Source organism: Desulfitobacterium elongatum (assembly GCF_055378975.1).
Window position 1 is genome coordinate 774,129 of record NZ_AP038772.1, and the last position, 22,935, is coordinate 797,063.

Genomic DNA, 22,935 nt, shown 5'->3' on the forward strand with positions numbered 1-22,935 from the left:
CACTCTTAGAAGTTATTATAAGTTGAGGTCGCGTAGCTTTTCGCGCATCCGTATCTTCGGGCAACAAGTGCGATTGTCTTTACAAAAATCGGGCTTTAGTCCGGTGCGAAAAGCTACGCTATTGGAGTAGCTACGTCTGTGGGTTCCTTTATAAGACTTTTTGGGAGAAAGTCGCATGGGATGTTTATAGGTGAAGCAGTTCCTTAATATTGCCACCGAGGACTCGATCGCGGTCTGCGTCACTTAACTTAAGAAGGAGGATTTTCGTGAGTTCGACCTTTGGATGGGAAAGGGGAAATTCTGATCCGAAGATGACCTTTTTTGGGCCTGCTTTGGCGACTGCTTCCTTGATATGCAGGAAGCTCCCACTGGAGGTTTCTAGGAAAAAGTTATCGAGTTCCATTGCGGCCTCAAGTCCTTCTCGGTCAGCAGGACCAAAGCCCATGTGACCGAGGATGAAGTTTGTCTTGGGAAATTGCTTTGCTAAAGCAATATACTTCGTGGTGCTTGAGCCTGGGCTAAAGACCACATGGGAATACACGGGGAAACTATGCAGACCACAAGTGGCAGCAAGTTCAGCAACAGCTTTGCTTGAGAAAGAAAACTGATGAGTCATTGGGGAAAGCTTTAGGCCCCTGAAACCGCTTTTGAAGCCCTTTTCTAATTTACCTACAGCATTTTCCTCGTGAGGGTCTAGGTTCATCATTCCCACGAGTAAGTCAGGATGACTAAGGCACCCTTGTGCGACATACTCGTTATTCGGGATTAGGGTTTCAGGTTTGGATTTCCCTGTAACATAGTCAGTCATCTTACGAACATCGAGTGTACCTCCAGGTACGCAGATGCCACGGTCAACTCCTGCTTCCTTGAGCTGTTCGAGATAGAGCTTGAGATTCCCGTATGTGGAATCGGACAGATGGGCATGGGCATCGATAATCATGAAGCTTCCTCCTATTCCCGAACGACGCGGATTGTTTTTGCTCCCGGTCGCTGGAGCTTACTTATGAATTCAAATTCGCAAGGAATTCCTAAACCATATTCCATTTTGCTAGCAAGCTTGTCGGCTAATTCTGGAGTTGGCTCCACTCCGGGGGCGAGTTCGGCACGGATTTTTAAACGATCATTATCACCGGGTTGAACAACGAATTGGTACCAGTTCCCCACCTCAGGTAATCTCATGAGAAACTCCTCAAGATAGAAGGGAGAAAAACCGATTCCCTGGATTGTAATCTGGTCGACGGTACGTCCCCGCATGAAGAATCGGGGGAAGGTCATACCGCAATCACAGGGGCTAGGGTCTATATAGCCTAAATCTTGAGTTCGATAACGAAGCAAGGGAGTATCGAAGCGTAACAACGGAGTTGCTACTACCTCACCAATCTCCCCGGGCTCTAAGACTTCTCCTGTCTTGGGGTCAATGATTTCTAGGATGACGTGCCCCATGGGGATATGGTAACCCGCGTGGGAATCACACTCGATGCCTAGTCCCATAGCCTCGAGGGAGCCATAGTAAAAATTAGCGATGGTTCCCCAGATCTTTTCCACTCGTTCGCGGAAAGCGGGGGAACAGCCTTCACCTGTCAGCCAGACCTTTTTCAGCTTTAGACTGTGCAGATCAAAATTCATCTCTGCGGCAGCTTCGGCAAGGGTGATAGAATAGGAAGGTGTCGTCATTAAGACGGTCGGTTGCAAATCCTTCATGACTTGAATGATTTTCTTAGGATAAGAGTACGCTCCGCCTTTACCGACCGGAACAACGGTTACACCGGAAACTTCCATGAATACTTTGTGAAAGGAAAGCCCTGAGGAACTCATTTCATAGGGAAGGGCATTAATACAAATGTCTCCAGGGAAAAGTTTAAGCAGGTGTGGGTAACCAGCGGAAAACTCGTTAAGATAGAGATCCCTCCAGCTATTCATCATATAGGTTTCTTCACCGCCGGTTGTCCCTGTTGAGACGTTAACTAAACTAATATCTTTTTTCTTGGTGGCAAGGAGTTGCCAGGGCTTCCCGCGGAGTTCGTCCTTTGTAGTAAAGGGGAGCTTGGCAAGATCGGCTAGACTTTTTATGTCTTGGGGCTTAACCCCAGCCTGCTTCATCTTTTCATAATAGAAAGGGTTTTTATAAGCATGGTTAACATTAGCCTGTAACGCCTCTTTTTGAAACTCCATGAGCTTTTCCAGAGAAGCTTCCTCCTCGGTTAGGTTGTTGTAGCGCTTAAGGAGGGGCTCTTGAGCATAGTTGCGTAGATGATTTTTAAAGCGATATTCCATTTTCCTTTTCACTCCATTTACTTTGTATTGATAGGGGGATTGGCGCGATTAATTCGTGTATACCACTCTTTGGACTTTTATCTTTGGGCGATCCATCTTCTCAACGAATTGCACCTCACAGGGTACCCCAATCAAAGCTTGGAGCTGATTGGCACATTTTAGGGATAACTCAGGGGATGGTTGTATGCCGGCTGCAGGTTCCACATGGATTGTGAGTAGCTCATTATCTCCAGGCTGAACAATGAATTGATACCAATTCCCGACTTCCGGTAGTGTCATGAGAAACTCTTCTAAGGCATAGGGCGAGTAGGGTTTCCCCTTGAGAATGATATGGTCCTTCGCACGTCCTAAGAGGTGGAGACGTTGTAAAGAAACTCCGCATTTGCATGACTTTGGATCGAGGTATCCTAGATCTTGTGTCCGGTAGCGGATAAGGGGGGTGTCAAAGCGTAGGAGGCAACTCACAATGACCTCTCCGATTTCCCCTGGATCTAGGATTTTTCCTGTCTCGGGATCAACGATTTCCACGAGGACATGGGCTGCAGTAATATGCAGGCCGTCATGATGATCACATTCTCTCCCGATGAAACCGCATTCTGTAGCGCCATAATGAAAGTTAACCGTGGTTCCCCACATTCTTTCGAGTCGCTTACGGAAAGCAGAAGAACATCCTTCTCCAGCGACAAACATTCTTTTTAAGGGAAGACTAGTTAAGTCGAAGGAGGCCTCTTCCGCTGCTTCGGCGAGGGTTACAGCATAGGAGGGGGAAGTCGCGATAAAGGAAGGCTTCAGGTTTTTCATCATCTTGATTGTTTTTTCTGGAGTAGAGTAAGCTCCCCCTTTGCCAACCGGGACAGAGGTAGCTTGATGTCCCATGATAAACATATTATGGAAATTAAGTCCTGACTGACTCATCTCATAGGGCAGGGCGACAAAACCGATATCTTCTCGTTTGACTGGAGTGAGTCTGGGGTAGATAATTGAGTGGTTGAGATAATATTCCTTCCAGGTGTGGGGTGTGTAGATTTCTTTCCCTCCTGTCGTTCCGGAAGAAACATGAATGAGACTGATTTCCTTTTTATCGCAGGCTAAGCGAAACCAAGGGTCTTGACGCAAATCTTCTTTCGTTGTAAAGGGGACCTTTTCTAAGTCCTTTAAACAGGTTATGTCTTGAGGCTTAACCCCAGCTTGAGTATACTTATCGTGGTAAAAGGGGGAATTTTCATAGGCACGACTGATTACTTCCTTGATTGCTTCTTCCTGGTAGGCTTCAATCCGAGAACCAGACATTTGATCAGGAGTTATTGCTTTGGAAAAGGTGCGGGCAACGAAGGGCGGGAAGGATGCTTCCTGGATGTGCTTTTCAAAACGCGAGGCCATTACAGTTCACTCCCTATATTGAAGATTTACTAAAAAAGGGCTATTCGGAGATAGGAGATTTTTGGGCTAGCTAAAAATTTAATTTTGCTTCCCTAACAATCTATTCCAGACCTCAGTAATTGGTTAATAGGTAAAGCTATATAGAAGTTAGGGAAAAGAAAACAGCTACCAAAACGCTTAGGCGAATAAATTTGCCAGTGAATATGGTTACTCATCGTTTGAGGAAATAGTTGAGAATAGTGTATTGATTTTCAGCCAGTATGAAGAGCGCTGGTTCATTTCTCCTGTAGATAAAGGGTTCCTAGCCTGGGTGGATCTTTTTTATGAACAGCCTCTTGGGCATTTTGCAACCTTTGAAGAGGCTGAAAAATATGTCGATAGGATGGCTCGGGCATTGAATGTACTTTCGCTTCGGTTATACGACCTTTAAAAGTAAAAAAAATTTTTGAGTTAAATTGACAGCTTAGACCAATAGATGCTAAAATAACTAAATGTGGTGACTTCTCACCGCAACCGCGCGAACCAGGCACTTTAACTGGATTTTGTTTTTAAAACTTTTTGTTGAGTTTAAAAGCTAAACCGGCCTGCCAAGGCGAGTCTAGGCTATGGGAGGTGTAATGTATGTACGCAGTGATTGAAACAGGTGGCAAGCAATTCCGTGTAGAAGAAGGCAATGTCCTCTACGTAGAAAAGCTTGACGCAAATGTTGGAGATTCCGTAACTATCGACAAAGTTCTTTTAGTAGAAAAAGACGGTGTTGTTAAAGTCGGTGCTCCAGTTGTCGACGGAGCTAAAACCGTTCTTAAAGTGGTAGAGCATGGTAAAGGCGAGAAGATTATTGTCTTCAAGTTCAAGTCCAAAAAGAACTACCGCAAAAAGCAAGGACATCGTCAACCCTACACAAAAGTAGTGGTCGAGGCGATCCAAGCTTAAGATGAAACATCAAGGCATTACCTTGAATCTTTGGCTTGATGAAAGCCAGCGGATTCACAAGTTTGAACTTAATGGGCATGCGGGATATGCCGAGTTCGGACAGGACATCGTCTGTGCCGCCGTATCCGCGCTTAGTATCTCAGCAGTCAATGGCTTGGAATATTTCCTACCAGTAAAACCGGAGGTCGAAGTGATAGACCCAAAAGGGTTTTTAAGCTGTTCTCTCCCTGAACTGGAGCCTCGGACTCTGGAGCAAGCCCAATGGATCTTACGAACTATGGCTTTAGGAGTTGAAGCAATTCAACAAAGCTATGGTGAGAAATACGTAAAAATCACTCGGAGGAGGTGGACTCCATGTTAAAAATGAACCTGCAACTGTTCGCCCATAAAAAAGGGGTAGGTAGCTCCCGAAATGGTCGTGACAGTAATGCACAACGCTTAGGTGTTAAGCGTGGTGATGGTCAATTCGTTCTTGCTGGAAACATTATCGTTCGTCAACGCGGAACTAAGTTCCACGCTGGGAAGAACTGTGGACTCGGTAAGGATGACACACTCTTCGCTACGATTGATGGCTTTGTCAAGTTCGAGCGCAAGGATCGCAACCGTAAACAAGTTAGCATTTATCCTGAGCGCCAGGTTGCTGCTCAAGCTTAATTTGGATCTCAGAAGTCGCACCCCTGGGGAATTCCCAGGGGTTTTCTGTGTATTAAGAGCAGAGTTTCGCCGACCGTTTTTGTTCTTCCTGATAAGGTTTCAATAGCTTGAATTTTAAAGAATATATAATTATCTTGTAAGTTGGGCTATGTAAGATATTGGAGCTCTTGCAAGTCGAGTTACGATACAGACGCTCGGAATTACGCTCGCAGACCGAACTATGGGCGAAACTGCTAATGCATGCTGCGGGGTTCCCGCCTAAATCGCTCCTGCTTAGTAGGCGGCGAGTAACGTCCATGTTACTCGCCCCGCTATATGGGGAGCAGTTTAGCCCAAGTTCGGGGGCTGCTCGCGAAGAAACCTCGCGTTCTGTATTCGTAACTCACTTCGCAGGAAGGTATAGTCAAAGCTCTTTTGAAACTGGGGTAAAGCTTCGTAGCACGACTTGAGCAAGGATTAGTAGAAACGGCTTGAGTCGTGGATACTAAAATTCTTAAAGAACAATGTAGATACTTCACAGAAAATTAAGCCCAAGCAAGTCGCGACTTGAGATACATACCAAAGAAAAATCCTAAGAAACAACCCAAGGATTTTGTTTTACTGGAGGGAACGCCTTCTAAGCGAGCGGGTACCAATCTTCGCGAAAAGTACGCAGCGGAGACGGGTTGGAAACACGGACGTTTCCAACCGGCTAAAAGCCATGGATGGCGATTCAGCCGGGGACCCGTCGGAGCGAAGTACTTGAGCGTTAGATTGGTCCGCGCAGCTTACAGAGTAAACGATGTAAAACAAAATCCTGGAGAAACACTTCAATATAAAATAAAATAAAGCCCGAAATACGTGCTTAAATCAATCTATCTTCTTGTAAAGGAAGGTGTGAAGTCAATGCCCGACCAAATGCACGATAAGCCGTCCCTCGAGCAGCTCCTACTAAAGGACCAGCTCTCCCACTACCGCCTACAGCGCCATGACTTCCTGAATCACTGGCAAGTCATCATGGGCTACCTTCAGCTCGGCAAAGCAGATAAAGCCCTGAGCTATATGAGAGAAGGGATCAACGGCTTAGAAGCTGAACAAATCATCGGTCAGATTCCTCAGGAGATTGTCGCAGCAATTTTACTAAATTTTATTATCGCTCTCCGTAAAGAAGAGATCTCAGTAGAAGTGGAAATGGATCCTGCGATGAAGGATGAGAATTTTTGGGAAGAATTTTGGCAAAAAGAATATGGACAAGCCATATACGGGTACACTAAAGAAAGCTTGACAGATTTGTTTGAGCAAAGAAAAGGATTGAAAGAACCTTATGTCCTCCTTCAACTTAAAGGTCAAGAGCCTTTTTTGTGTCATATTAAGCTTGAAGATGGAGAACGGATGGTTTGGGAAAATCACTTAGAGTTAAATCGATAAGTTAGTTACATAAATAAAAGGGGATTTTACATGTTTTACGATCAGGCAAAGATTTATGTTAAAGGTGGAGACGGTGGATCGGGAGCAGTGGCATTTCGCCGTGAAAAGTATGTCCCAGAAGGGGGACCGAGCGGTGGAGATGGAGGCCGGGGTGCCAACGTCATATTTATCGCTGATGAAGGCTTACGCACCTTAGTTGATTTTCGCTATAAACGGCATTATAAAGCGGACCGCGGTGAGCATGGGATGGGAAAAAACATGCATGGGAAAGGTGGAGAAGATCTCTCCGTACGCATTCCTGTGGGAACTGTAGTCAAAGATGCGGATACAGGAGAGATACTGGCTGACCTTATTGAGCATGGTCAAAAAGTTGTTGTCGCCAAAGGGGGCAGGGGTGGTCGTGGTAATGCGCGCTTTATGAGCAATACCAATAAGGCTCCGACCTTAGCTGAAAATGGGGAACCCGGTGAAGAACGTTATCTGGTCCTTGAACTTAAGCTTCTCGCCGATGTCGGGCTTGTTGGCTTCCCCAATGTTGGGAAGTCGACGATTATTTCTCAGGTCTCTGCGGCAAAGCCAAAAATCGCGGATTACCACTTTACGACCTTGGTGCCGAACCTTGGCGTGGTTGAACTCGAGGATGGAGAAAGCTTTGTCATGGCTGACATTCCAGGACTTATTGAAGGAGCACATACGGGTGCTGGCTTAGGACATGATTTTCTGCGGCATACGGAGAGAACACGTCTCATTCTTCATGTCCTTGATGTTTCAGGTTCAGAAGAACGGGATCCTTTGGAGGATTTTCGAATTATCCAGGAGGAGTTACGTCAATACAGTCAAGAGTTGGCAAGTAGGCCGATGCTTATCGTGGCAAATAAAATGGATATTCCGGGTGCTGGCGACAATCTTGATCACGTGAAAGAAGCACTGGGTGAAGAATACAAAATATTTCCTGTCTCAGCTGCAACTGGGGAAGGACTTAAAGAACTTGTCTATGCGATAGCCCAAGTCTTACCAGAAGCTCCGACACCTGAGATTTTCGTACGACAAGAAGAGCAGCATAAAGTAACTCAGGCTGAATCGCCCAACCGTTTTGAACTGACACGGGAAGAAGGCATTTTCGTTATTACGGGTAAAGAGATTGAGAAGCATGTTAAGATGACTTTGTTTGATAGTGAGGAAGGACTTTATCGTTTCCAAAATATCCTGAAAGTCATGGGAATAGATGCTGCCCTACGTGCCGAAGGAATTAAAGAAGGGGATAAAGTCCAAATCGCAGGCCTCGAATTCGAGTGGCAGGAGTAAAGGGTTAAAGGGGGCTTCGAGCGTGAGTAAACGCATCATCTGGGGTATCAGTGCTCTTGTACTGACGTCTGCAGTGGCTCTTGGTGTTTGGTGGACTTTAGGTAAGGGGTCGGAGGGAGTGAAGGTTCGAGTAGCGATAGCGTCTCCTTCGGCAATCCATCAAGAAGTGTATACCACGGGTACCATCACCCCCTTAGCTAAGCAGGAAATTAGAGTGGTCGCCCCGAGTAAAGTGACAAAGGTCTTAATCAAAGTCGGGGATACAGTGAATGTAGGACAAACTCTAGTACAGATGGATACCACTCTAGCCGATGCTCAAGTTGCTCAGGCTCAAGCCAGTGTGAATACAGCCCAATCAAACGTATCTGCCGCCCAGGCGAATCTTGAGGCCATGAAGAATACACAAAAAATGGGGATCGCCTCGACGGGTTCGACCTCAATGCTCCAAGGAAGTCCTCAAGGAAATACCATTGATATTCCTATGAATGGTCAAGCTGGGTCATCAGGGAATGTAGCAGAGGGTTCCGGAAGTGGTCAAGCAGCTGCGGCTTTGAAGCAAGCGGAAGCCTCTGTCTCACAAGCACAAGCTATGTTAAAACAAGCTCAGGAAGGACTTAAGATCGCAAAAGTCCAGCGTGACCAAAATAACTATACCTCGAACTTGAAAGGGACTGTGCTTGAAATCAATGCTCAGGAAGGGAATATGGCCTCAGTACAGGTACCCTTAGTTGTCATCGCTGATCTGAGTAGCCTTCGAATTGAGGCGCAACTCAACGAAGTGGATGCAGGAAAAGTTCAGGTCGGGCAAAAGGCCAACATCTCAAGCAAAGCGGTTGGGGAAGTGACAATCTCTGGGACAGTAGCTGAAATTGCTCCACAAGCGGTAAGCAAGGTGAGCGTTCAAGGAAATACTCCGCCTTCGGTTGCTATAGGGATAAATCTTGATAATATCCCCAAGGAATTGAAGCCAGGATTCACTGTGAGCTTGAAGATTCTCACCGCTTCAAAAGAAGGAGTCCTCGCAATTCCCCAGGAAGCTCTCTTTCAAGAAAGCGGAAAAAATTATGTGTTTCGTGTGGTGAATCTAAAGCTAGAGAAAACAGAAATCTCCATCGGGATAGTTAACGAAACTATGCAAGAGATTATCTCGGGCTTGCAGGCCGGGGATTTGGTGGTCTTAAATCCCACAAACCAACTCACTCCCGGCATGTCGGTCCAAGTGGACATGGGAAGTGGCACACCATGAACTGGCTTGAGGGATTACGAGGAGCGCTTCTTAGCTTAAAAGCAAATAAACTCCGGGCGGGACTGACCATGCTCGGAATAATTATCGGGATTGCCGCAGTAATAGCTGTCGTAACCATCGGAATGGGTGGAAAAGCGGCCATAATGCAAGAGATGGAGAAAACGGGTGTCAATCTCTTTATCCTCTATCCTAAATCGACAGGACAAGGGGGGCAGGAAGAAGGGACTCGCCTAACCCAGCAAGATGTGGAAAGCCTAAAGCGGGCACTCCCTCAAGTAAAGGATCTCGTTCCAACAAGTCTTGAATATGGGGATCTTGAAGTGAATCAACGGCGGGTCTCCTCTATGGTTGTGGGAACCACCAGTGGATTTGCAGAGCTTCGACGAAGAGAAACCTCGAAGGGACGTTTTTTCACAGAAGAGGAATTCACAGCGGATCGACGGCTTATCGTTATCGATCAGAACTTAGCTGATCAACTCTTTGGAGCAGGAAACCCACTCGGACAGCAGGTAATTGTCCATAATGTCCCCTGTCGGGTGATTGGCGTTCTAGCGAAAGATGAGTCGGCCTTTGCCCAATTTAATGTGGGCCCACAAAGTTCCTATGCTTATATGCCCTGGGGTGCGTGGGCGGATATCTATGGCTCCCGACGGGTCGATCAGATCGAAGGTTCAACTTCAAACGAAGGAGATATCGAGGGAACGATTGCTTCTGCCAAGCGAATATTGAACCAGCGTCATGCGACGACGGATAGTTTTGAAGTTTTTAATGTACAACAACTTGTAAAGACAGCCAATCAAATAACCAAGATCTTAACGAGTATCATCGGGCTAGTTGCTGGGATTTCCCTTTTGGTGGGTGGAATTGGGATAATGAATATCATGCTCGTCAGTGTGACCGAACGCACTCGGGAAATTGGCCTACGTAAGGCACTTGGGGCTAGGAAACGAGATATCTTAACCCAGTTCCTGTTAGAAGCAATCGTGATCTCGCTGATTGGGGGCCTGATAGGTATCGCAGTAGGCTCTGGAAGTGCCCTTCTGACCGCCCATTTATTAAAGTGGCCTCCCCTTCTCTCAGGATGGGCGATCGCTTTAGCTGTGAGTTTCTCTATTGCTGTGGGATTATTCTTCGGATATTATCCTGCGTGGCAGGCTGCAAAGCTTGAGCCGATAGCCGCGTTAAGGTATGAGTAATTATCCATGCCACTCTTGTATTCCGTAAAAAGCTCAGGTATAGTTACCAAGTCAGATTTTATGAATCTGAATAAGACCGTGAATCGTATGGACTAAAAAAGTCATATAAGACGTTCGCACAAAGACGAACTCGTCCAGCTAAAGCCGGACTAGATTATTGAGAATGTTAGGAGGATTGCAGTGCTAACTGGAAAACAAAAACGTTTTCTCCGCGCTATGGGGAATGAAATGGATCCAATCTTGCAAGTAGGTAAAGGTGGAGTAACTGAGCCCGTCATCGCACAAGCTGATGAGACTTTAGAGGCGCGTGAATTGATTAAGGGGAGAGTTCTTCCGAATAGCCTTGAGGATACGAAAGGAGCCGCCCAGGAGCTCGCCGATCGTACACAGTCCGAGCTCGTTCAAGTTATTGGACGGAATTTCTTGCTCTATCGCGAATCGAAAAAGAAGCCTCTGATTATTTTACCGGACTAATCGGTGAATAGTCCAAAGGAGATAAGTGCTAAGGACTAAACCATTTTAATAAGAATGGCCTAGTCCTTTTGCTTTTGATGAGTTTTTAGAGTTTTTGAGTGGACATACTTTGGATAGATTTGGTTGAAAATAGATGCTATAATTATTGGAAGGGTACTACTTATACATTTTGTAAATGGTTTTAAGTGTTTTGCCTTTCCTAGGATCTCAGGTGAAAAAATCATAAATGAGGAAGTCAATGACCATACACTCTAATATAGTAGCAAAGCGAATAGGAATCATGGGCGGTACTTTTGACCCCCTTCATTATGGGCATTTAGTCGCCGCGGAAATGGCCCGTAACGAGTTTAAACTAGATAAGGTGATTTTTATCCCGACAGGAAGTCCCCCTCACAAGGTGGGGCGTGAGATGACTAATCAAGAGCTTCGTTTTCAGATGGTGCAGCTTGCGACAGAGGATAACTCTTCCTTCCTGGTATCTCGGATGGAGATAGAACGTATTGGATACTCATATACCGTGGATACTCTTCGGGATTTACAAAAACTTCACCCTGAGGATGAGCTATACTTCATCACTGGGTCTGATGCCTTTCGGGAAATTTTTACGTGGAAAGATGCTGAACATATTTTAGAACTTTGTCACTTCATAGGGGCTTCTCGGCCTGGATTTGATGCAGAGGATTTTCTGTTAGAACTTAAAGCAGAACATCCAGAGTATTTCAAGCGTATGCACCTCTTGGAAGTACCTGCGTTAGCGATTTCATCGACCGATATTCGTTCACGCGTGAAGAAAGGTCAATCCATCCGGTATCTTTTGCCGGAGTCAGTTCGTCTTTATATTGAGAAGGAAGGACTGTACCTTTAACGGTTGTAACATATTCTTTCCAGGAAGGCCTCGCGATAGGGGGGGATCTACATCAGCATTTCTTTAAGAACATGTATAAAAAGTAAAATCAAAAGTTAATGAAATGATAAGAAAAAGCCGAACTATGTCTTGTATACTTCTTTAGCTTTTGACTATACTAAAATCGAATCCACTAAGTAAGAGGTGACAGCAAATGGCAACCCTTTATGTCGGAAATTTACCCTGGAACACCACGTCTGAGGATCTCAATTCCTTCTTTGGTCAATATGGTCAGGTTATAAGCAGCCGGATCATTACGGACCGTGAGACAGGTCGATCAAGAGGTTTTGGCTTCGTTGAAGTTGAAGATGACGAAGCAGAACGCATGGCCATGGACCTTAATGGCAAGGATTTCGGCGGACGTCCTTTAACCGTTAACGAGGCTCGACCCAAACAACAGATGTAAAAGGAAGTTCCCAGAAGACCCTCTTTGGCCGATTAGGCGAGAAGGGTCTTCTCGTTATTCTTTAAAATATAGTTTGGTGTATTCGGTAAAAGGCGGTTATTATGTTGAATATTCAAGAAGCTCACAATCTAACACTGAGCTCTCAATCAGAAAAACGATTTCGGCATACCCTCGGGGTGGTTGAATGGGCCAGGGAACTTGCAGTGCGTCACGGTGTAGATAAAGAAAAGGCACAGATCGCTGGGTACCTTCATGATCTCAAGAAAGAAGTTCCTTTAAAACAGCAGTTAGAGATGGCTAGAGAATGGAGGCTACTCAATTACCCGGAAGATGAAGAGGCTCCTTATGTATTACATGGTCCACTCGCGGCGTATTGGTTAATACATGAATATGGGTTTACTGATTCAGAGATTTTGGCTGCTATAGCTCATCATACGCTCGGAGCACCAGGTATGGGCAGGTTAGAGCTGTTAATCTATAGTGCTGACCTCACTGAACCAAACCGTGTTTTTCCAAAAGTGGACAAATTACGTCAATCCTTGTATGATAATCTAGAGATAGGAACGCTCTTATGCGTTGAACATACCCTAGAGTATTTAAAGCTGAGTAAGCAAATGATTCATCCGCTTACCCAGCTTACCTATGACGATCTTAAAAGGAGGCAAAAATTTGCTAACGGATAAACAATTACAAGAGGCTGTTAATGTCGTGGAAGAGAAAAAGGGACGGGATGTTACCCTTCTCAATCTAATAGGAATTTCCATGGTCACGGATTATTTCCTCATCGTTACAGGGAATTCTACGACTCAAGTTAAGGCTATCACTGACAATTTGAGCGAAAAGCTACCGGACTTAGGCATGCCCGTTTTGAGAATAGAAGGGCTGCAAGAAGCCAAATGGGTTCTTGTGGATTGCGGGGATCTTGTGATTCATGTTATGACACCTGATCAACGAGAATTCTATAATCTCGAGCGTTTATGGGGAGATGCCAAGGTTGTTACGTTTAGTGCTTCCTAAAACTAGGGGATGGATGCCTTGTTGTTGACCAAATTGTGTCTAATTCTTGACAAGATCCTGAAAACTGGACTATTATAGAATATATTTTGACTCATATAAGGCGATGAACGGGAGCAGTATCAAAGTCACTCATCGAAGAGAGGCAACGGTTGGTGAAAGTTGCTATGAGGGTTTTAGAGAACTCACCCTGGAGCTGTACTCAAGTCACAATGAGTACCGGTGCGAACCGTTAAAATCGCTACAAGTGCTATTGAAATTGGGTGGTACCGCGGGAGTATACTCTCGTCCCTTTGTGGGACGGGAGTTTTCTATTTTATTGCTTAAACCATTTAAGGAGGAACGGTTTTCCATGCAAGAGAAATATTTATTTTCTGAGATCGAACCAAAGTGGCAAAAGAAATGGGTGGAAGGGAAGGACTATCAGGCCTTAGATCAATCCGATAAGCCGAAGTACTATGCTTTAGCCATGTTCCCCTATCCTTCAGGGAACCTTCATATGGGCCATGTTCGGAACTATTCCATCGTTGATGTCATCGCACGTTTTAAGCGGATGCAAGGCTTTAATGTCCTCCATCCGATTGGCTGGGATTCGTTCGGCTTGCCCGCTGAGAATGCAGCGATTAAGAATCAAACCCCTCCAGCCGAGTGGACTTGGAAGAATATCGCCAATATGAAGCGTCAGCTTCAAGAGATGGGGATCTCCTATGATTGGGATCGGGAAGTGACCACCTGTCATCCAGATTACTATAAGTTCACCCAATGGATGTTCTTAGAATTCTATAAGCACGGCTTGGTTTATAAGAAGAAAGCCGCTGTAAACTGGTGCCCTTCCTGTGCTACGGTACTGGCCAATGAGCAGGTTGTCGATGGTGCTTGCGAACGATGTGATTCACTCGTTACCAAAAAAGATCTATCACAGTGGTTTTTCAAAATCACAGACTATGCTCAAGTTCTTCTTGATGATCTAGAGAAGCTTAAAGGGTGGCCGGAAAAAGTAAAAACGATGCAGAAGAACTGGATTGGCCGTTCAGAAGGAACGGAAGTTGAGTTTTCCTTAGAAAATCGAGCGGAAAAAATTCGGGTCTATACCACTCGAGTCGATACGATCTTCGGAGTCAGCTATGTGGTATTAGCTCCAGAGCATCCGCTTGTTCAAGGACTCATTGCGGGAACAGAGTACGAGCAGGATGTTCAAGCCTTTATCAACAAGATGAAGGGCCTTAATGAGATTGCTCGGACTTCTACGGAAACGGAAAAAGAGGGCTTATTCACTGGAGCGTATTGTCTTAACCCTTATAGCGGGAAGAGAGTGCCGATCTGGATCGCGAACTATGTCCTTCTTGAATATGGTACCGGAGCGGTTATGGGTGTACCAGCTCATGATGAGCGAGATTTTGAGTTTGCTTCGAAATATGAGCTTCCTATCAAGACGGTCATCGTTCCGGAGGGAACTCCGCTGGCTGATAAAGACCTCCCTCTCAAGGCCGCCTTTACTGAAGATGGAATAATGGTAAACTCCGGTGAGTATGATGGACTTAAAAATATGGAAGCTTGGGAGAAGATGTCTGATAAGGCGGAGCAAGAGAGCTTTGGCCAGCCGAAAGTAAATTTCCGTTTGCGTGACTGGCTCATTTCGCGTCAGCGTTATTGGGGTACCCCGATCCCGATGGTGTATTGTGAGCATTGCGGAATCGTACCCGTTCCTCAGGACCAGCTTCCCGTTCTACTTCCTGCAGATGTTGTCTTTAAAGCCGGGGAGAATCCCCTCACGACATCTGAGAGCTTCGCTGAAACGACCTGCCCAACCTGTGGGGGAAAAGCGCGTCGCGAGACGGATACTATGGACACCTTCATGTGCTCCTCCTGGTATTACCTTCGCTATACCGATCCGAAAAACAATACACTGCCTTTCTCTAAGGAAGCGGCTGATCAATGGATGAATGTTGATCAGTATGTGGGGGGAGTCGAACACGCGATTCTTCACTTGCTTTATTCTCGCTTCTTTACGAAGGCACTTCGTGATTTTGGTTATCTCAAAGTGGATGAGCCGTTTGAGAATCTGCTTACTCAAGGTATGGTTTGCTTAGATGGCTCGAAGATGTCTAAATCCAAGGGGAACATCGTAAGTCCAGAAGAGATTATTTCAAAGTATGGTGCAGACACAGCCCGTCTCTTTATCCTCTTCGCCGCCCCACCAGAGCGTGATCTCGAGTGGAATGATCAAGGAGTAGAAGGCTGTTATCGTTTCCTGAACCGTGTATGGCGCTTGGTCGCACAATATGAGGATAGCCTGAAAGCAGACTCTACTGGAGTTGCAGGTAACGCTAAATTATGCGATACAGTCTCAGGTGCTTCTATAAGTGTAAAGAACTTAAAGTTCGGTGACCTTGATACTGCCGCTAAAGAGATGCGTCGTCAGACCCACCTGGCTATCCAAAGAGTCACCGCAGACGTTGGAGTGCGCTATAACTTTAATACTGGGGTCAGTGCAATTATGGAGCTCGTCAATGCCCTCTATCTCTATAAGGAGCAACCTAATTCGAATGTAGAGGTCGCTCGAGAAGCTCTCGAAAGCATCATCATTCTTCTCGCCCCATACGCACCTCATATTACTGAAGAACTTTGGAGTGAGCTTGGTCACGAAGAGAGCGTCCACAGCCAAGCTTGGCCCCAAGTGGATGAAGCTGCGCTCGTCCAGGACGAAGTCACTGTCGTCCTTCAGGTGAACGGAAAAGTTCGTGAGAGGATCCAGGTGCCAGCACAGATCTCGGCACAGGAGCTTGAAACCCAAGTCCGTAATCTACCAAAATTAGCAGAATGGACGCAAGGCAAAGAAATCGTTAAAGTGATTACAGTTCCAGGGAAGCTGGTTAATGTAGTTGTGAAATAAGGCAAAAATAATAAATAAAGAAATTTGAACGACAAAAAAGGTTAAGCCCCATGCAAATGGGGCTTAACCTTTTCGCTTTAAACGACTAGAATTTGGGGTCACCTACATCACAGTTTTCGATTCATACTTTCTTCTAAGGCTCGAATGACACCTTCTTGTTTATGTAGAGAACGTTTACGAGCGCAAAAAAGCTCTTCTTTTGCCCACTCCCATAAATCTTCTTCGCGGTATCCATTGGGACGGCCGACTTGATCATAGAGATCCTTTATTTCCTTGAAGGATTCATCAAAGAAAGAGTCAACCTTGTTCTGATTGAGTGCGTTAGCTAATTCATGCCAAGCTCCACTGTATGTATCTTTGTTATTGCCATCTGACACTTTATCCCATCTCCCCAGTCTGTACTCTGTCTCTGTACTTCTCTATCGTTCAAGCTCTCGAGTGAAGGTATGCTATGCGAGCGCGGATTCCGAACTCCGATCCGAACTCCACAGAATGCGAGGATTCCTTTATGTAATTTCAGGTGTTAAGAAAAGAAGCCTTAGTTATATATTACGAGAGTAGAAAAAAGTTTAAGGGGGTAAGAATTAATAATTCTAACAGAATCCAAGAAATCGACAAATCTTTTCTCAATAATTTTGATACATTAATCTATTATTAAGCCCAATATTGTGCAGAAGAGAACAAAGATTAAATGATACTATTGCAATGTAAGTTATGAAAAATTCTACAAAATGGAAGGAGGAAAAAAATGAAAAAGTTTTCAAAAACAATAAGCTTAATTGATGCTAAAGTCACCCGTCGTACATTCCTCAAAGGAGTAGGTGCAATCACAGTCACCAGCTCTTTGGGTCTGCCCGGCGCTTTGGGCGCTAAAGGGCAGTCAGCAATTGCCTCGGAAGAAGATGAACCTGTCAAGTATATCCACAGCTGCTGTACGGTGAACTGTACTTCGCGCTGTCATCTCAAAGGACACATCAAAGGAGGCCGGATCGTTGCCGTTACTCCAGGACTTTTGCCTGGACGGGACGATTATCCCAATGCCTGTCTGCGTTCCATGAGTTATGCACAGCGCTTGCAAGATCCTACCCAGCGGGTGCTCTATCCTATGAAACGAGTGGGGGAGCGCGGGGAAGGGAAATTCGAAAGAATCACTTGGGATGAGGCCTATGACCTCATAGTTACTAAACTTACCGAGACGAAAGAAAAGTATGGAGCACATGCTGCGTCCTTCTTTACTATGTCCGGGAATCTTGCGAAACTAGCCTGGGAATCTACGACGCGTCTTGGGGCAACTTTCGGAGGGACTACGTACGTTACTGAAGGCCTGATGGGGGACCATGGTGCCAGTATGGGTATGAGGCTGGTCTTCGGGCAGGAACGTGGTGGACACGATACCCGGGACTATATGAATTCCAAGCTGGTCATAATTTGGGGCCGCAATTTAGCAGACACCCATACCAGTGAATTGCGCTACATCATCAAAGCCAGAGAAAACGGGGCTAAGGTAGTCGTAATCGACCCCCGTCAAAGCAGCAATTCAGCGGTTGCCGACCAATGGATTCCTATCCGTCCCCAGACAGATCCAGCCTTGGCTCTAGGGATGATGAACTATATGATTTCTAGAGATTTGCATGACAAGGCATGGTTGAAAGCCAATAGTTGTGCGCCTTTCCTGGTGCGAAACGAGGATGGTCAATATTTACGTTTGAACGGCGCTTATGCGGTTTGGGATGAAAAGACAAAGAGCATCGTTCCGGCGGGAACGGTGGGTGCCGACCCCGCTCTAACCGGTGAATATGTGGATGCAGATGGAGTCACCTGCCATCCTTCCTTTGTGGATTTGGCTAAGGAAGCCTCTAAATATACCATTTCAGTAACGGCAGGAATCTGTGGGCTGGAAGAAAAAGTGGTGGAGCAACTGGCCTGCGAATATGCAACCATGAAACCAGCGGGTATCCGAATGGGCCAAGGGATGCAAAGAGTTTATAACTCATTTTCACCTTTCCGTACGGTAGCCACCTTGGCCGCTGTTGCTGGATATATTGGTGTTTCTGGTGGTGGAGCTTCCCATATGGGTGGTACCTCGTCCATTAATCCCATTCCAGGTGTAACTGTGCCCGACTTTAATTTTGCTGAATGGTCCAATACAGGTGGTGCAGCTTTTATAGAGAAAAAGAGCTCCCAACTTTATAGTATGATCGAAAAAGAAGAAGTGAAATTCCTCTGGATTGGGGTTTCTAACTTTGTCAATCAGTCCCCTGATGCCAACCGTGTTATTAAAGATATTTTGCCAAAAGTGCCTTTTATCGTCAATGTGGACCCCTACTGGACATGGACGACTAAGCATGCTGATTTGGTCCTGCCGGGGAAAACCCACTGGGAGGTTTGGGATATCCTGGTGCGATCCCCTTGGGTCATGCTCGATCAGCCGGCCATCGCAACCATGGGTGAAAGCAAATCGGATTGTGAAATCTGTTCAGAGGTGGCGAGACGGATTGGGCTAGGCCATCTCTGGAATAAAACTGATGAGGAATGGGTTCGGACCTTTATGACATCAAAACACCCGGCCTTTGCAGCGTTTAATTGGGATACATGGGTGAGAGAAGGGATTTTCGCCCGATCGGATGGAATTTTCAATCCGGTCTATGCGTTTAAGGATCAAAAGTATAAGACTCCCACCGGGAAATTTGAGTTTTATACAGAAAAACTGAAGAAATTCGGGCAGGAAGTTCCTACCTACACTCGAATGCTGGAGGACCCCCAAGGCGAATTGGGTAAGAGATATCCCCTGGTTTGTATCAATTATCACGACCGTATGAATGTTCATACCCAACATATGCTTTATCCGGCCCTACGCATTGTTTCTTCTGAACCGGAGGTTCAAATTAATTCGGTGGATGCCAATGCCAGAGGGATTGCTCACGGTGATAAGGTCAAGGTCTACAATGATCGGGGGCACTGCGTTCTGAAGGCTTTTGTTACGGAAGGAATTGCACCTGGAATCACGGCCATCGCTAACGGCTGGACCCCAGAACAATTTATTGAAGGCAATCAGCAAACTCTAACCCATTATACCCCTAATCCTGTGGAAGAATTTATCAGCCAGACGAACTCTGCGTTTTATGACGTACTGGTCGAAATAAAGAAAGCGTAAGGAGGCGTGAGCGATGTCAGCAAAACAATATGGGATGGTCATCGATACGACGCGATGTATTGGCTGCCAAACCTGCGTCGTATGTTGTAAAATCAACCACCAGGTTCCGGGAAAGGCCTATTGGAGTAGTGTGGAAACCATGGGGAGCAAAGTAATGTATCAGCCCAAAGGGAAATTTCCTAATCCAGTATTGGCTTTTCGGCCGCGCATATGTAATCATTGTGCCGAACCTGCTTGTACCAAAAATTGTCCCACAGGGGCTATGCACAAAGATGAAAATGGTATTGTCTCTGTAAATCAGGAGGTCTGCATCGGCTGTCAATATTGTGTCTGGGTTTGTGGCTATAATGCCCCTAAATTGGACACTGAGAAAAACGTGATGGCCAAATGTACCTTTTGCAATGAGCGCTTAGCAAAGGGTGAAAAACCCTATTGTGTGGAAGCGTGTCCGGCAGAAGCCCGTTCATTCGGCTTAATCAGTGATCCAAATAGCGAAATATCCCGTCTAATTGCAGCAAAACATGCACAGCCGCTATTACCACACTTAGGTACGGTTCCTTCCGTTTACTATATTTAGGAGGTGTAGACATGGCAGAAATAAATCTTTCCTTGGTAGTTTTTACGCTGTTGATTGGCTTTTGTACAGGTACATTTCTCTGCTATGGACTTTGGCAGTTTAATGGGTTACCCTCGGAAAAGGGGAGCCAGAAAACAACACGTCTGGTTATGCTTTTGCTCTTGCTGTGTTGGGGGGTAGCGATGCTGGCCTCTGCCAGTCATTTGGGGAAACCCTTCCGTTTCTTGAACGCTTTCCGCAACCCAGGTTCCATGATTGCTCAAGAGGGTCTTTGGTCCATTGCTTTGGGCGTTACTTTACTTATTGCAGTTGTTATGGCTTTCAAGGGCCAAAATATACCGAAGACTCTTTATGCAGTAGGAGCTTTCCTTTCTTGCGGACTTCTCCTCGTCTGTTCCTTAGTTTATGTGAGAGCTGCCGGTTTCCCAGCTTGGAGTAGCGGGGTGACCATCGTCTATTATTTTGGCAGCGCGCTCTTACTGGGAGTAGCCTTTGTTTACTTTCTCAGTTCCCAACAAGGAGAGAAAACAGCAGGAAGCAGGATGGCTTCCTTTGCTTTAGCCGTAGTACTCATGCAGATTATCGTTTCGGTGGCCTTTGTAGTGCATCTGAAATTCGATGCCATGTATGTCACTCTGCCGTCAACTGTCGGAATGGATGTTGTGCGGTGGGGAATTGGTCTCTTCGTACCGGCTGCAATTGCTTATTTGGCTTGGCGTGATAAAATGAAAATTAAGAGTGCAGCTTGGTCCTTTTTGGCTTGCGTGGTGATCGGCGAGATTTTTTCCCGTTTAATCTTCTTTATGCAAGGAGTGCATCTATAAGTAAAGGAGCGTCCCTATAAGAAAGGAGAACCCTTTAGGAAATCTTTCAGGGACATTGAAATTCTTAACGAGTGAAGAATGTTTACTTGAGATTCTTCACTTCACTTATGATGACATGTAGAACCTATAATAACTTATGTTTTGCGAAATATTAAGTAAATCGTGGAAGCAGAGGGCCTTGCCCTCCGCTTCTACATCCAGGATAACCAGAGATATGTGAAAAGTGAAAGTTATTGGATGATGTAATACTAAGGGAGGGGCTGTCACATGGCAAAAATTATGCAACAGTTTCTGAAGGATGACGACCTTGGTCCAAGTATTCGGGAAATTTTTGCCAAACAGCTAGTGCCTTGCACTGTACGCCATTTAGGAAAAGGAGAAATCCTCTGGCGTGAAAAAGAACTGCATCAATACTGTTATTTCATTGAGTACGGCATGGTCGAATTGCATGTCATCACAAAAGAGGGACGGGAAAAAGTATTGTTTTACTATACCAATGGCTCTCTTTTGGGATTTCAAAATCTATCCAAAGAGAAGATGACGATGACAACGGCGGCAGCCATATTACCGACGAAACTTTACGCAATGGAATTTTCTCTGTTTTACAATTATATTCTTGGAAATCCTCAATACTTGTCTGCTCTAACAAGTTATATTTTTCACCATATGGCCATTGAGGCGGAGGAAATTGTTAATATCTCTTTATATAACACGGCGGAGAGACTAGCCGCACTCTTGGTTCTTTTAGCTGACGAGTATCCGAAAAACAAGCAAGGTGAAATGTTAATTCCCATTAAAAACGAGGAATTGGCCGCTATGATTGGTGTCTGCCGCAATAGCGTGTGCAATGCATTGTCGACATTTCAGAAGGAAAAGCTTATTCGAAAGCACAGAGGCGGCCTAATCGTCACTGATTTGGATCGGCTGAGGGAATACGCATTATAGATGTTGAGCTAAAATGTTTGGCTCCGTAATAAAAAGGAGATGGCAAGTTTGCATTTTGAGCAGCAGGGGGGGAGGGTCAAAGATTTCTTGATCCTCTTGGTTTCAGTCTTCTTTATTTATACGTACAACACTATATTTATGATGGCGACGCCACTACTGCTGATCAGCATGGGCAGTACAGAGATAATAGCAGGGTTACAGGGGGCGCTCTTTTTAGTTGCAGCTGTACTCCTACGCTTTTTTTTTGGACCTTTGGCTGATGCATACGGCAGGCGCCTGGTAATGCTCCTCGGAAGTGGTTCTTTTTTCTTTGCCGCTGTTTTACTCTTTTACGCGGTTGAAGTTTGGCAAGTAGTCGCATTGCGTTTGGTTCAGGCAGTGGGGCTGGCATCCTATTTTCCTGCTGCTTTGGCAACGGCAGCCGCTTGTGCAGGCAGTGGTCAAAGAGGTACATATATTGGTGTTTTACGAATGGTATCATCTCTGTCATTAATGGTCGGGCCCGTTTTCGCTCTTATGTATATTCGAAATTATAGTTATTCTTTGTTTTTTAAGAGTATGGCTGTTTTGGCATTCTTGGGTATGGTGGCACTTTTTTTTATTTCTGCGAAGGTAATCGGGCCCCAGAAGCAAGTCTTGAAAGAAAAGGATTTAAGTTTGCGTCCGAGGATTAATTTTCTGCCCTTGTTGCAAAAATGTCCTTTGCTTGTTGGCACCACGTTCATCACGGCACTTAGTTACGGAATCTACATGTCTTTTGCCATATCCTTTGTTGTCAATTATACAAATGTGGACAATGCGGGTTTCTTTTTTACCCTTTTTTCTTTAGGTGGGATCATTGCCAACTTTGCTTTCGGTTGGCTTTCTGACCGGTTCGGTCGTTTGCGGCTGACGGTCTGTGCTTTTTTGTCTCTAGGGAGCGGGATGATTTTGTTTGCCCTTCTACCTCAAATGACATTTTTCTTCTATCCGGCCGGGCTACTTGCCGGAGCCGGTTATTATGGCAGCACTGCTGTTCTGATGGCTTGGATGACAGAAAGAGTTAAGGCTCATGAGCATACGACAGCACTTTCTTTGCAGCAGAACGCACTGGACTTTGGAATTGCTGCCGGAAGCGGGGGATTTGGAATTTTGTTGGTTGCTGTGGGCAATGCAGGCTTGCTTTATGGGGTTCTGGGGGCGTTGTACCTTTGCTATGGAATGATTTGTGCGATTTCGACAAATCGACAAACCTTGCTGGATTTCGAGACAGGAATTCTATGGAAATGTGGAGAAGAAAAGGGAAGTATGGTGAAGAAAGCTGTATCAAAAGTGAGTAAGCAGTAATTGGAGATAATATGGGGGGAGAA

Annotated in this window: 24 protein-coding genes and 1 other annotated feature; of the genes, 20 read left to right on the forward strand and 4 right to left on the reverse strand. The window is 45.5% G+C overall.

Annotated elements, in window-relative coordinates:
* Positions 1 to 184: 184 nt before the first annotated feature.
* The 3 genes from ACZ42W_RS03495 to ACZ42W_RS03505 are packed head-to-tail and all read right to left on the reverse strand — an operon-like array spanning position 185 to position 3,654.
* Positions 185 to 940, reverse strand: a complete 756-nt coding sequence (locus ACZ42W_RS03495) for an amidohydrolase family protein (protein ID WP_464168551.1) — start codon at positions 938 to 940, stop codon at positions 185 to 187.
* A gap of 11 nt (positions 941 to 951) precedes the next feature.
* Positions 952 to 2,274, reverse strand: a complete 1,323-nt coding sequence (locus ACZ42W_RS03500; RefSeq protein WP_464168552.1) for a phenylacetate--CoA ligase family protein — start codon at positions 2,272 to 2,274, stop codon at positions 952 to 954.
* A gap of 48 nt (positions 2,275 to 2,322) precedes the next feature.
* Positions 2,323 to 3,654, reverse strand: a complete 1,332-nt coding sequence (locus ACZ42W_RS03505; RefSeq protein WP_464168554.1) for a phenylacetate--CoA ligase family protein — start codon at positions 3,652 to 3,654, stop codon at positions 2,323 to 2,325.
* A gap of 244 nt (positions 3,655 to 3,898) precedes the next feature.
* Between ACZ42W_RS03505 and ACZ42W_RS03510 the strand changes: the two genes are divergently transcribed.
* The 15 genes from ACZ42W_RS03510 (at position 3,899) to leuS (ending at position 16,086) form a co-directional block, all read left to right on the forward strand.
* Complete coding sequence (locus ACZ42W_RS03510; RefSeq protein WP_464168555.1) at positions 3,899 to 4,084, forward strand: hypothetical protein; 186 nt, start codon at positions 3,899 to 3,901, stop codon at positions 4,082 to 4,084.
* A 191-nt stretch (positions 4,085 to 4,275) separates the two neighbouring features.
* On the forward strand, positions 4,276 to 4,587 hold the full coding sequence (rplU, locus tag ACZ42W_RS03515; RefSeq protein ID WP_464168557.1) for a 50S ribosomal protein L21: 312 nt from the start codon (positions 4,276 to 4,278) through the stop codon (positions 4,585 to 4,587).
* A gap of 1 nt (position 4,588) precedes the next feature.
* Entirely contained in the window at positions 4,589 to 4,948 is a 360-nt protein-coding gene (locus ACZ42W_RS03520; protein ID WP_464168559.1) for a ribosomal-processing cysteine protease Prp, read from the forward strand.
* Positions 4,942 to 5,241 carry a 50S ribosomal protein L27 gene (rpmA, locus tag ACZ42W_RS03525; RefSeq protein WP_464168560.1) on the forward strand — a complete coding sequence of 100 codons (300 nt, stop codon included), beginning with the start codon at positions 4,942 to 4,944 and terminating at the stop codon, positions 5,239 to 5,241. Before ACZ42W_RS03520 ends, rpmA begins: the two co-directional genes overlap by 7 nt.
* 546 nt (positions 5,242 to 5,787) lie before the next feature.
* Positions 5,788 to 6,069 carry a hypothetical protein gene (locus ACZ42W_RS03530; RefSeq protein ID WP_464168561.1) on the forward strand — a complete coding sequence of 94 codons (282 nt, stop codon included), beginning with the start codon at positions 5,788 to 5,790 and terminating at the stop codon, positions 6,067 to 6,069.
* Positions 6,070 to 6,126: 57 nt separating this feature from the next.
* The gene (locus ACZ42W_RS03535; protein WP_464168563.1) at positions 6,127 to 6,648 is read left to right on the forward strand and encodes a Spo0B domain-containing protein; all 522 of its coding nucleotides are present in this window, start codon (positions 6,127 to 6,129) and stop codon (positions 6,646 to 6,648) included.
* A gap of 30 nt (positions 6,649 to 6,678) precedes the next feature.
* Positions 6,679 to 7,953, forward strand: a complete 1,275-nt coding sequence (obgE, locus tag ACZ42W_RS03540; RefSeq protein WP_464168565.1) for a GTPase ObgE — start codon at positions 6,679 to 6,681, stop codon at positions 7,951 to 7,953.
* A 22-nt stretch (positions 7,954 to 7,975) separates the two neighbouring features.
* Entirely contained in the window at positions 7,976 to 9,199 is a 1,224-nt protein-coding gene (locus tag ACZ42W_RS03545) for an efflux RND transporter periplasmic adaptor subunit (protein ID WP_464168567.1), read from the forward strand.
* Positions 9,196 to 10,395: an ABC transporter permease gene (locus ACZ42W_RS03550; protein ID WP_464168569.1), complete on the forward strand. Its 1,200-nt coding sequence runs from the start codon at positions 9,196 to 9,198 to the stop codon at positions 10,393 to 10,395. Before ACZ42W_RS03545 ends, ACZ42W_RS03550 begins: the two co-directional genes overlap by 4 nt.
* 180 nt (positions 10,396 to 10,575) lie before the next feature.
* Positions 10,576 to 10,869 carry a ribosome assembly RNA-binding protein YhbY gene (yhbY, locus tag ACZ42W_RS03555; protein WP_464168571.1) on the forward strand — a complete coding sequence of 98 codons (294 nt, stop codon included), beginning with the start codon at positions 10,576 to 10,578 and terminating at the stop codon, positions 10,867 to 10,869.
* Positions 10,870 to 11,107: 238 nt separating this feature from the next.
* Positions 11,108 to 11,734, forward strand: a complete 627-nt coding sequence (gene nadD, locus ACZ42W_RS03560; RefSeq protein ID WP_464168573.1) for a nicotinate-nucleotide adenylyltransferase — start codon at positions 11,108 to 11,110, stop codon at positions 11,732 to 11,734.
* Between the two features lie 193 nt (positions 11,735 to 11,927).
* On the forward strand, positions 11,928 to 12,179 hold the full coding sequence (locus ACZ42W_RS03565) for an RNA recognition motif domain-containing protein (RefSeq protein WP_464168575.1): 252 nt from the start codon (positions 11,928 to 11,930) through the stop codon (positions 12,177 to 12,179).
* Between the two features lie 104 nt (positions 12,180 to 12,283).
* Entirely contained in the window at positions 12,284 to 12,862 is a 579-nt protein-coding gene (gene yqeK, locus ACZ42W_RS03570) for a bis(5'-nucleosyl)-tetraphosphatase (symmetrical) YqeK (protein ID WP_464170850.1), read from the forward strand.
* The gene (gene rsfS / locus ACZ42W_RS03575; RefSeq protein ID WP_464168577.1) at positions 12,849 to 13,196 is read left to right on the forward strand and encodes a ribosome silencing factor; all 348 of its coding nucleotides are present in this window, start codon (positions 12,849 to 12,851) and stop codon (positions 13,194 to 13,196) included. The genes yqeK and rsfS overlap by 14 nt, the downstream gene beginning before the upstream one ends.
* Positions 13,197 to 13,290: 94 nt before the next feature.
* Positions 13,291 to 13,489, forward strand: a binding site (T-box leader).
* 56 nt (positions 13,490 to 13,545) lie between these two features.
* On the forward strand, positions 13,546 to 16,086 hold the full coding sequence (gene leuS, locus ACZ42W_RS03580; RefSeq protein WP_464168578.1) for a leucine--tRNA ligase: 2,541 nt from the start codon (positions 13,546 to 13,548) through the stop codon (positions 16,084 to 16,086).
* A 107-nt stretch (positions 16,087 to 16,193) separates the two neighbouring features.
* Here the strand turns inward: leuS and ACZ42W_RS03585 are convergent, their stop codons facing one another.
* Positions 16,194 to 16,463 carry a hypothetical protein gene (locus ACZ42W_RS03585; RefSeq protein ID WP_464168580.1) on the reverse strand — a complete coding sequence of 90 codons (270 nt, stop codon included), beginning with the start codon at positions 16,461 to 16,463 and terminating at the stop codon, positions 16,194 to 16,196.
* Between the two features lie 371 nt (positions 16,464 to 16,834).
* Between ACZ42W_RS03585 and ACZ42W_RS03590 the strand changes: the two genes are divergently transcribed.
* The 5 genes from ACZ42W_RS03590 to ACZ42W_RS03610 all read left to right on the forward strand — a co-directional run bounded on the left by ACZ42W_RS03590 (position 16,835) and on the right by ACZ42W_RS03610 (position 22,912).
* Positions 16,835 to 19,240 (forward strand): molybdopterin-dependent oxidoreductase, encoded by a 2,406-nt coding sequence (locus ACZ42W_RS03590; RefSeq protein WP_464168582.1) that lies wholly within the window; start codon positions 16,835 to 16,837, stop codon positions 19,238 to 19,240.
* A gap of 13 nt (positions 19,241 to 19,253) precedes the next feature.
* The gene (locus ACZ42W_RS03595) at positions 19,254 to 19,817 is read left to right on the forward strand and encodes a 4Fe-4S dicluster domain-containing protein (protein WP_464168584.1); all 564 of its coding nucleotides are present in this window, start codon (positions 19,254 to 19,256) and stop codon (positions 19,815 to 19,817) included.
* Between the two features lie 11 nt (positions 19,818 to 19,828).
* The gene (locus ACZ42W_RS03600; protein ID WP_464168586.1) at positions 19,829 to 20,641 is read left to right on the forward strand and encodes a dimethyl sulfoxide reductase anchor subunit family protein; all 813 of its coding nucleotides are present in this window, start codon (positions 19,829 to 19,831) and stop codon (positions 20,639 to 20,641) included.
* A gap of 267 nt (positions 20,642 to 20,908) precedes the next feature.
* On the forward strand, positions 20,909 to 21,586 hold the full coding sequence (locus ACZ42W_RS03605) for a Crp/Fnr family transcriptional regulator (protein WP_464168588.1): 678 nt from the start codon (positions 20,909 to 20,911) through the stop codon (positions 21,584 to 21,586).
* 39 nt (positions 21,587 to 21,625) lie between these two features.
* Positions 21,626 to 22,912 (forward strand): MFS transporter, encoded by a 1,287-nt coding sequence (locus tag ACZ42W_RS03610; protein ID WP_464168590.1) that lies wholly within the window; start codon positions 21,626 to 21,628, stop codon positions 22,910 to 22,912.
* The last annotated feature ends 23 nt before the right edge of the window (positions 22,913 to 22,935 follow it).

Excerpts from the sequence above, each read along its gene's own strand:
- ACZ42W_RS03495 (WP_464168551.1), bottom strand. The coding sequence starts at position 940 with ATGATTATCGATGCCCATGCCCATCTGTCCGATTCCACATACGGGAAT.
- ACZ42W_RS03500 (WP_464168552.1), bottom strand. The coding sequence starts at position 2,274 with ATGGAATATCGCTTTAAAAATCATCTACGCAACTATGCTCAAGAGCCC.
- ACZ42W_RS03505 (WP_464168554.1), bottom strand. The coding sequence starts at position 3,654 with ATGGCCTCGCGTTTTGAAAAGCACATCCAGGAAGCATCCTTCCCGCCC.
- rplU (WP_464168557.1), top strand. The coding sequence starts at position 4,276 with ATGTACGCAGTGATTGAAACAGGTGGCAAGCAATTCCGTGTAGAAGAA.
- ACZ42W_RS03520 (WP_464168559.1), top strand. The coding sequence starts at position 4,589 with ATGAAACATCAAGGCATTACCTTGAATCTTTGGCTTGATGAAAGCCAG.
- rpmA (WP_464168560.1), top strand. The coding sequence starts at position 4,942 with ATGTTAAAAATGAACCTGCAACTGTTCGCCCATAAAAAAGGGGTAGGT.
- ACZ42W_RS03535 (WP_464168563.1), top strand. The coding sequence starts at position 6,127 with ATGCCCGACCAAATGCACGATAAGCCGTCCCTCGAGCAGCTCCTACTA.
- obgE (WP_464168565.1), top strand. The coding sequence starts at position 6,679 with ATGTTTTACGATCAGGCAAAGATTTATGTTAAAGGTGGAGACGGTGGA.
- ACZ42W_RS03550 (WP_464168569.1), top strand. The coding sequence starts at position 9,196 with ATGAACTGGCTTGAGGGATTACGAGGAGCGCTTCTTAGCTTAAAAGCA.
- nadD (WP_464168573.1), top strand. The coding sequence starts at position 11,108 with ATGACCATACACTCTAATATAGTAGCAAAGCGAATAGGAATCATGGGC.
- ACZ42W_RS03565 (WP_464168575.1), top strand. The coding sequence starts at position 11,928 with ATGGCAACCCTTTATGTCGGAAATTTACCCTGGAACACCACGTCTGAG.
- leuS (WP_464168578.1), top strand. The coding sequence starts at position 13,546 with ATGCAAGAGAAATATTTATTTTCTGAGATCGAACCAAAGTGGCAAAAG.
- ACZ42W_RS03590 (WP_464168582.1), top strand. The coding sequence starts at position 16,835 with ATGAAAAAGTTTTCAAAAACAATAAGCTTAATTGATGCTAAAGTCACC.
- ACZ42W_RS03595 (WP_464168584.1), top strand. The coding sequence starts at position 19,254 with ATGTCAGCAAAACAATATGGGATGGTCATCGATACGACGCGATGTATT.
- ACZ42W_RS03600 (WP_464168586.1), top strand. The coding sequence starts at position 19,829 with ATGGCAGAAATAAATCTTTCCTTGGTAGTTTTTACGCTGTTGATTGGC.
- ACZ42W_RS03605 (WP_464168588.1), top strand. The coding sequence starts at position 20,909 with ATGGCAAAAATTATGCAACAGTTTCTGAAGGATGACGACCTTGGTCCA.
- ACZ42W_RS03610 (WP_464168590.1), top strand. The coding sequence starts at position 21,626 with ATGGCAAGTTTGCATTTTGAGCAGCAGGGGGGGAGGGTCAAAGATTTC.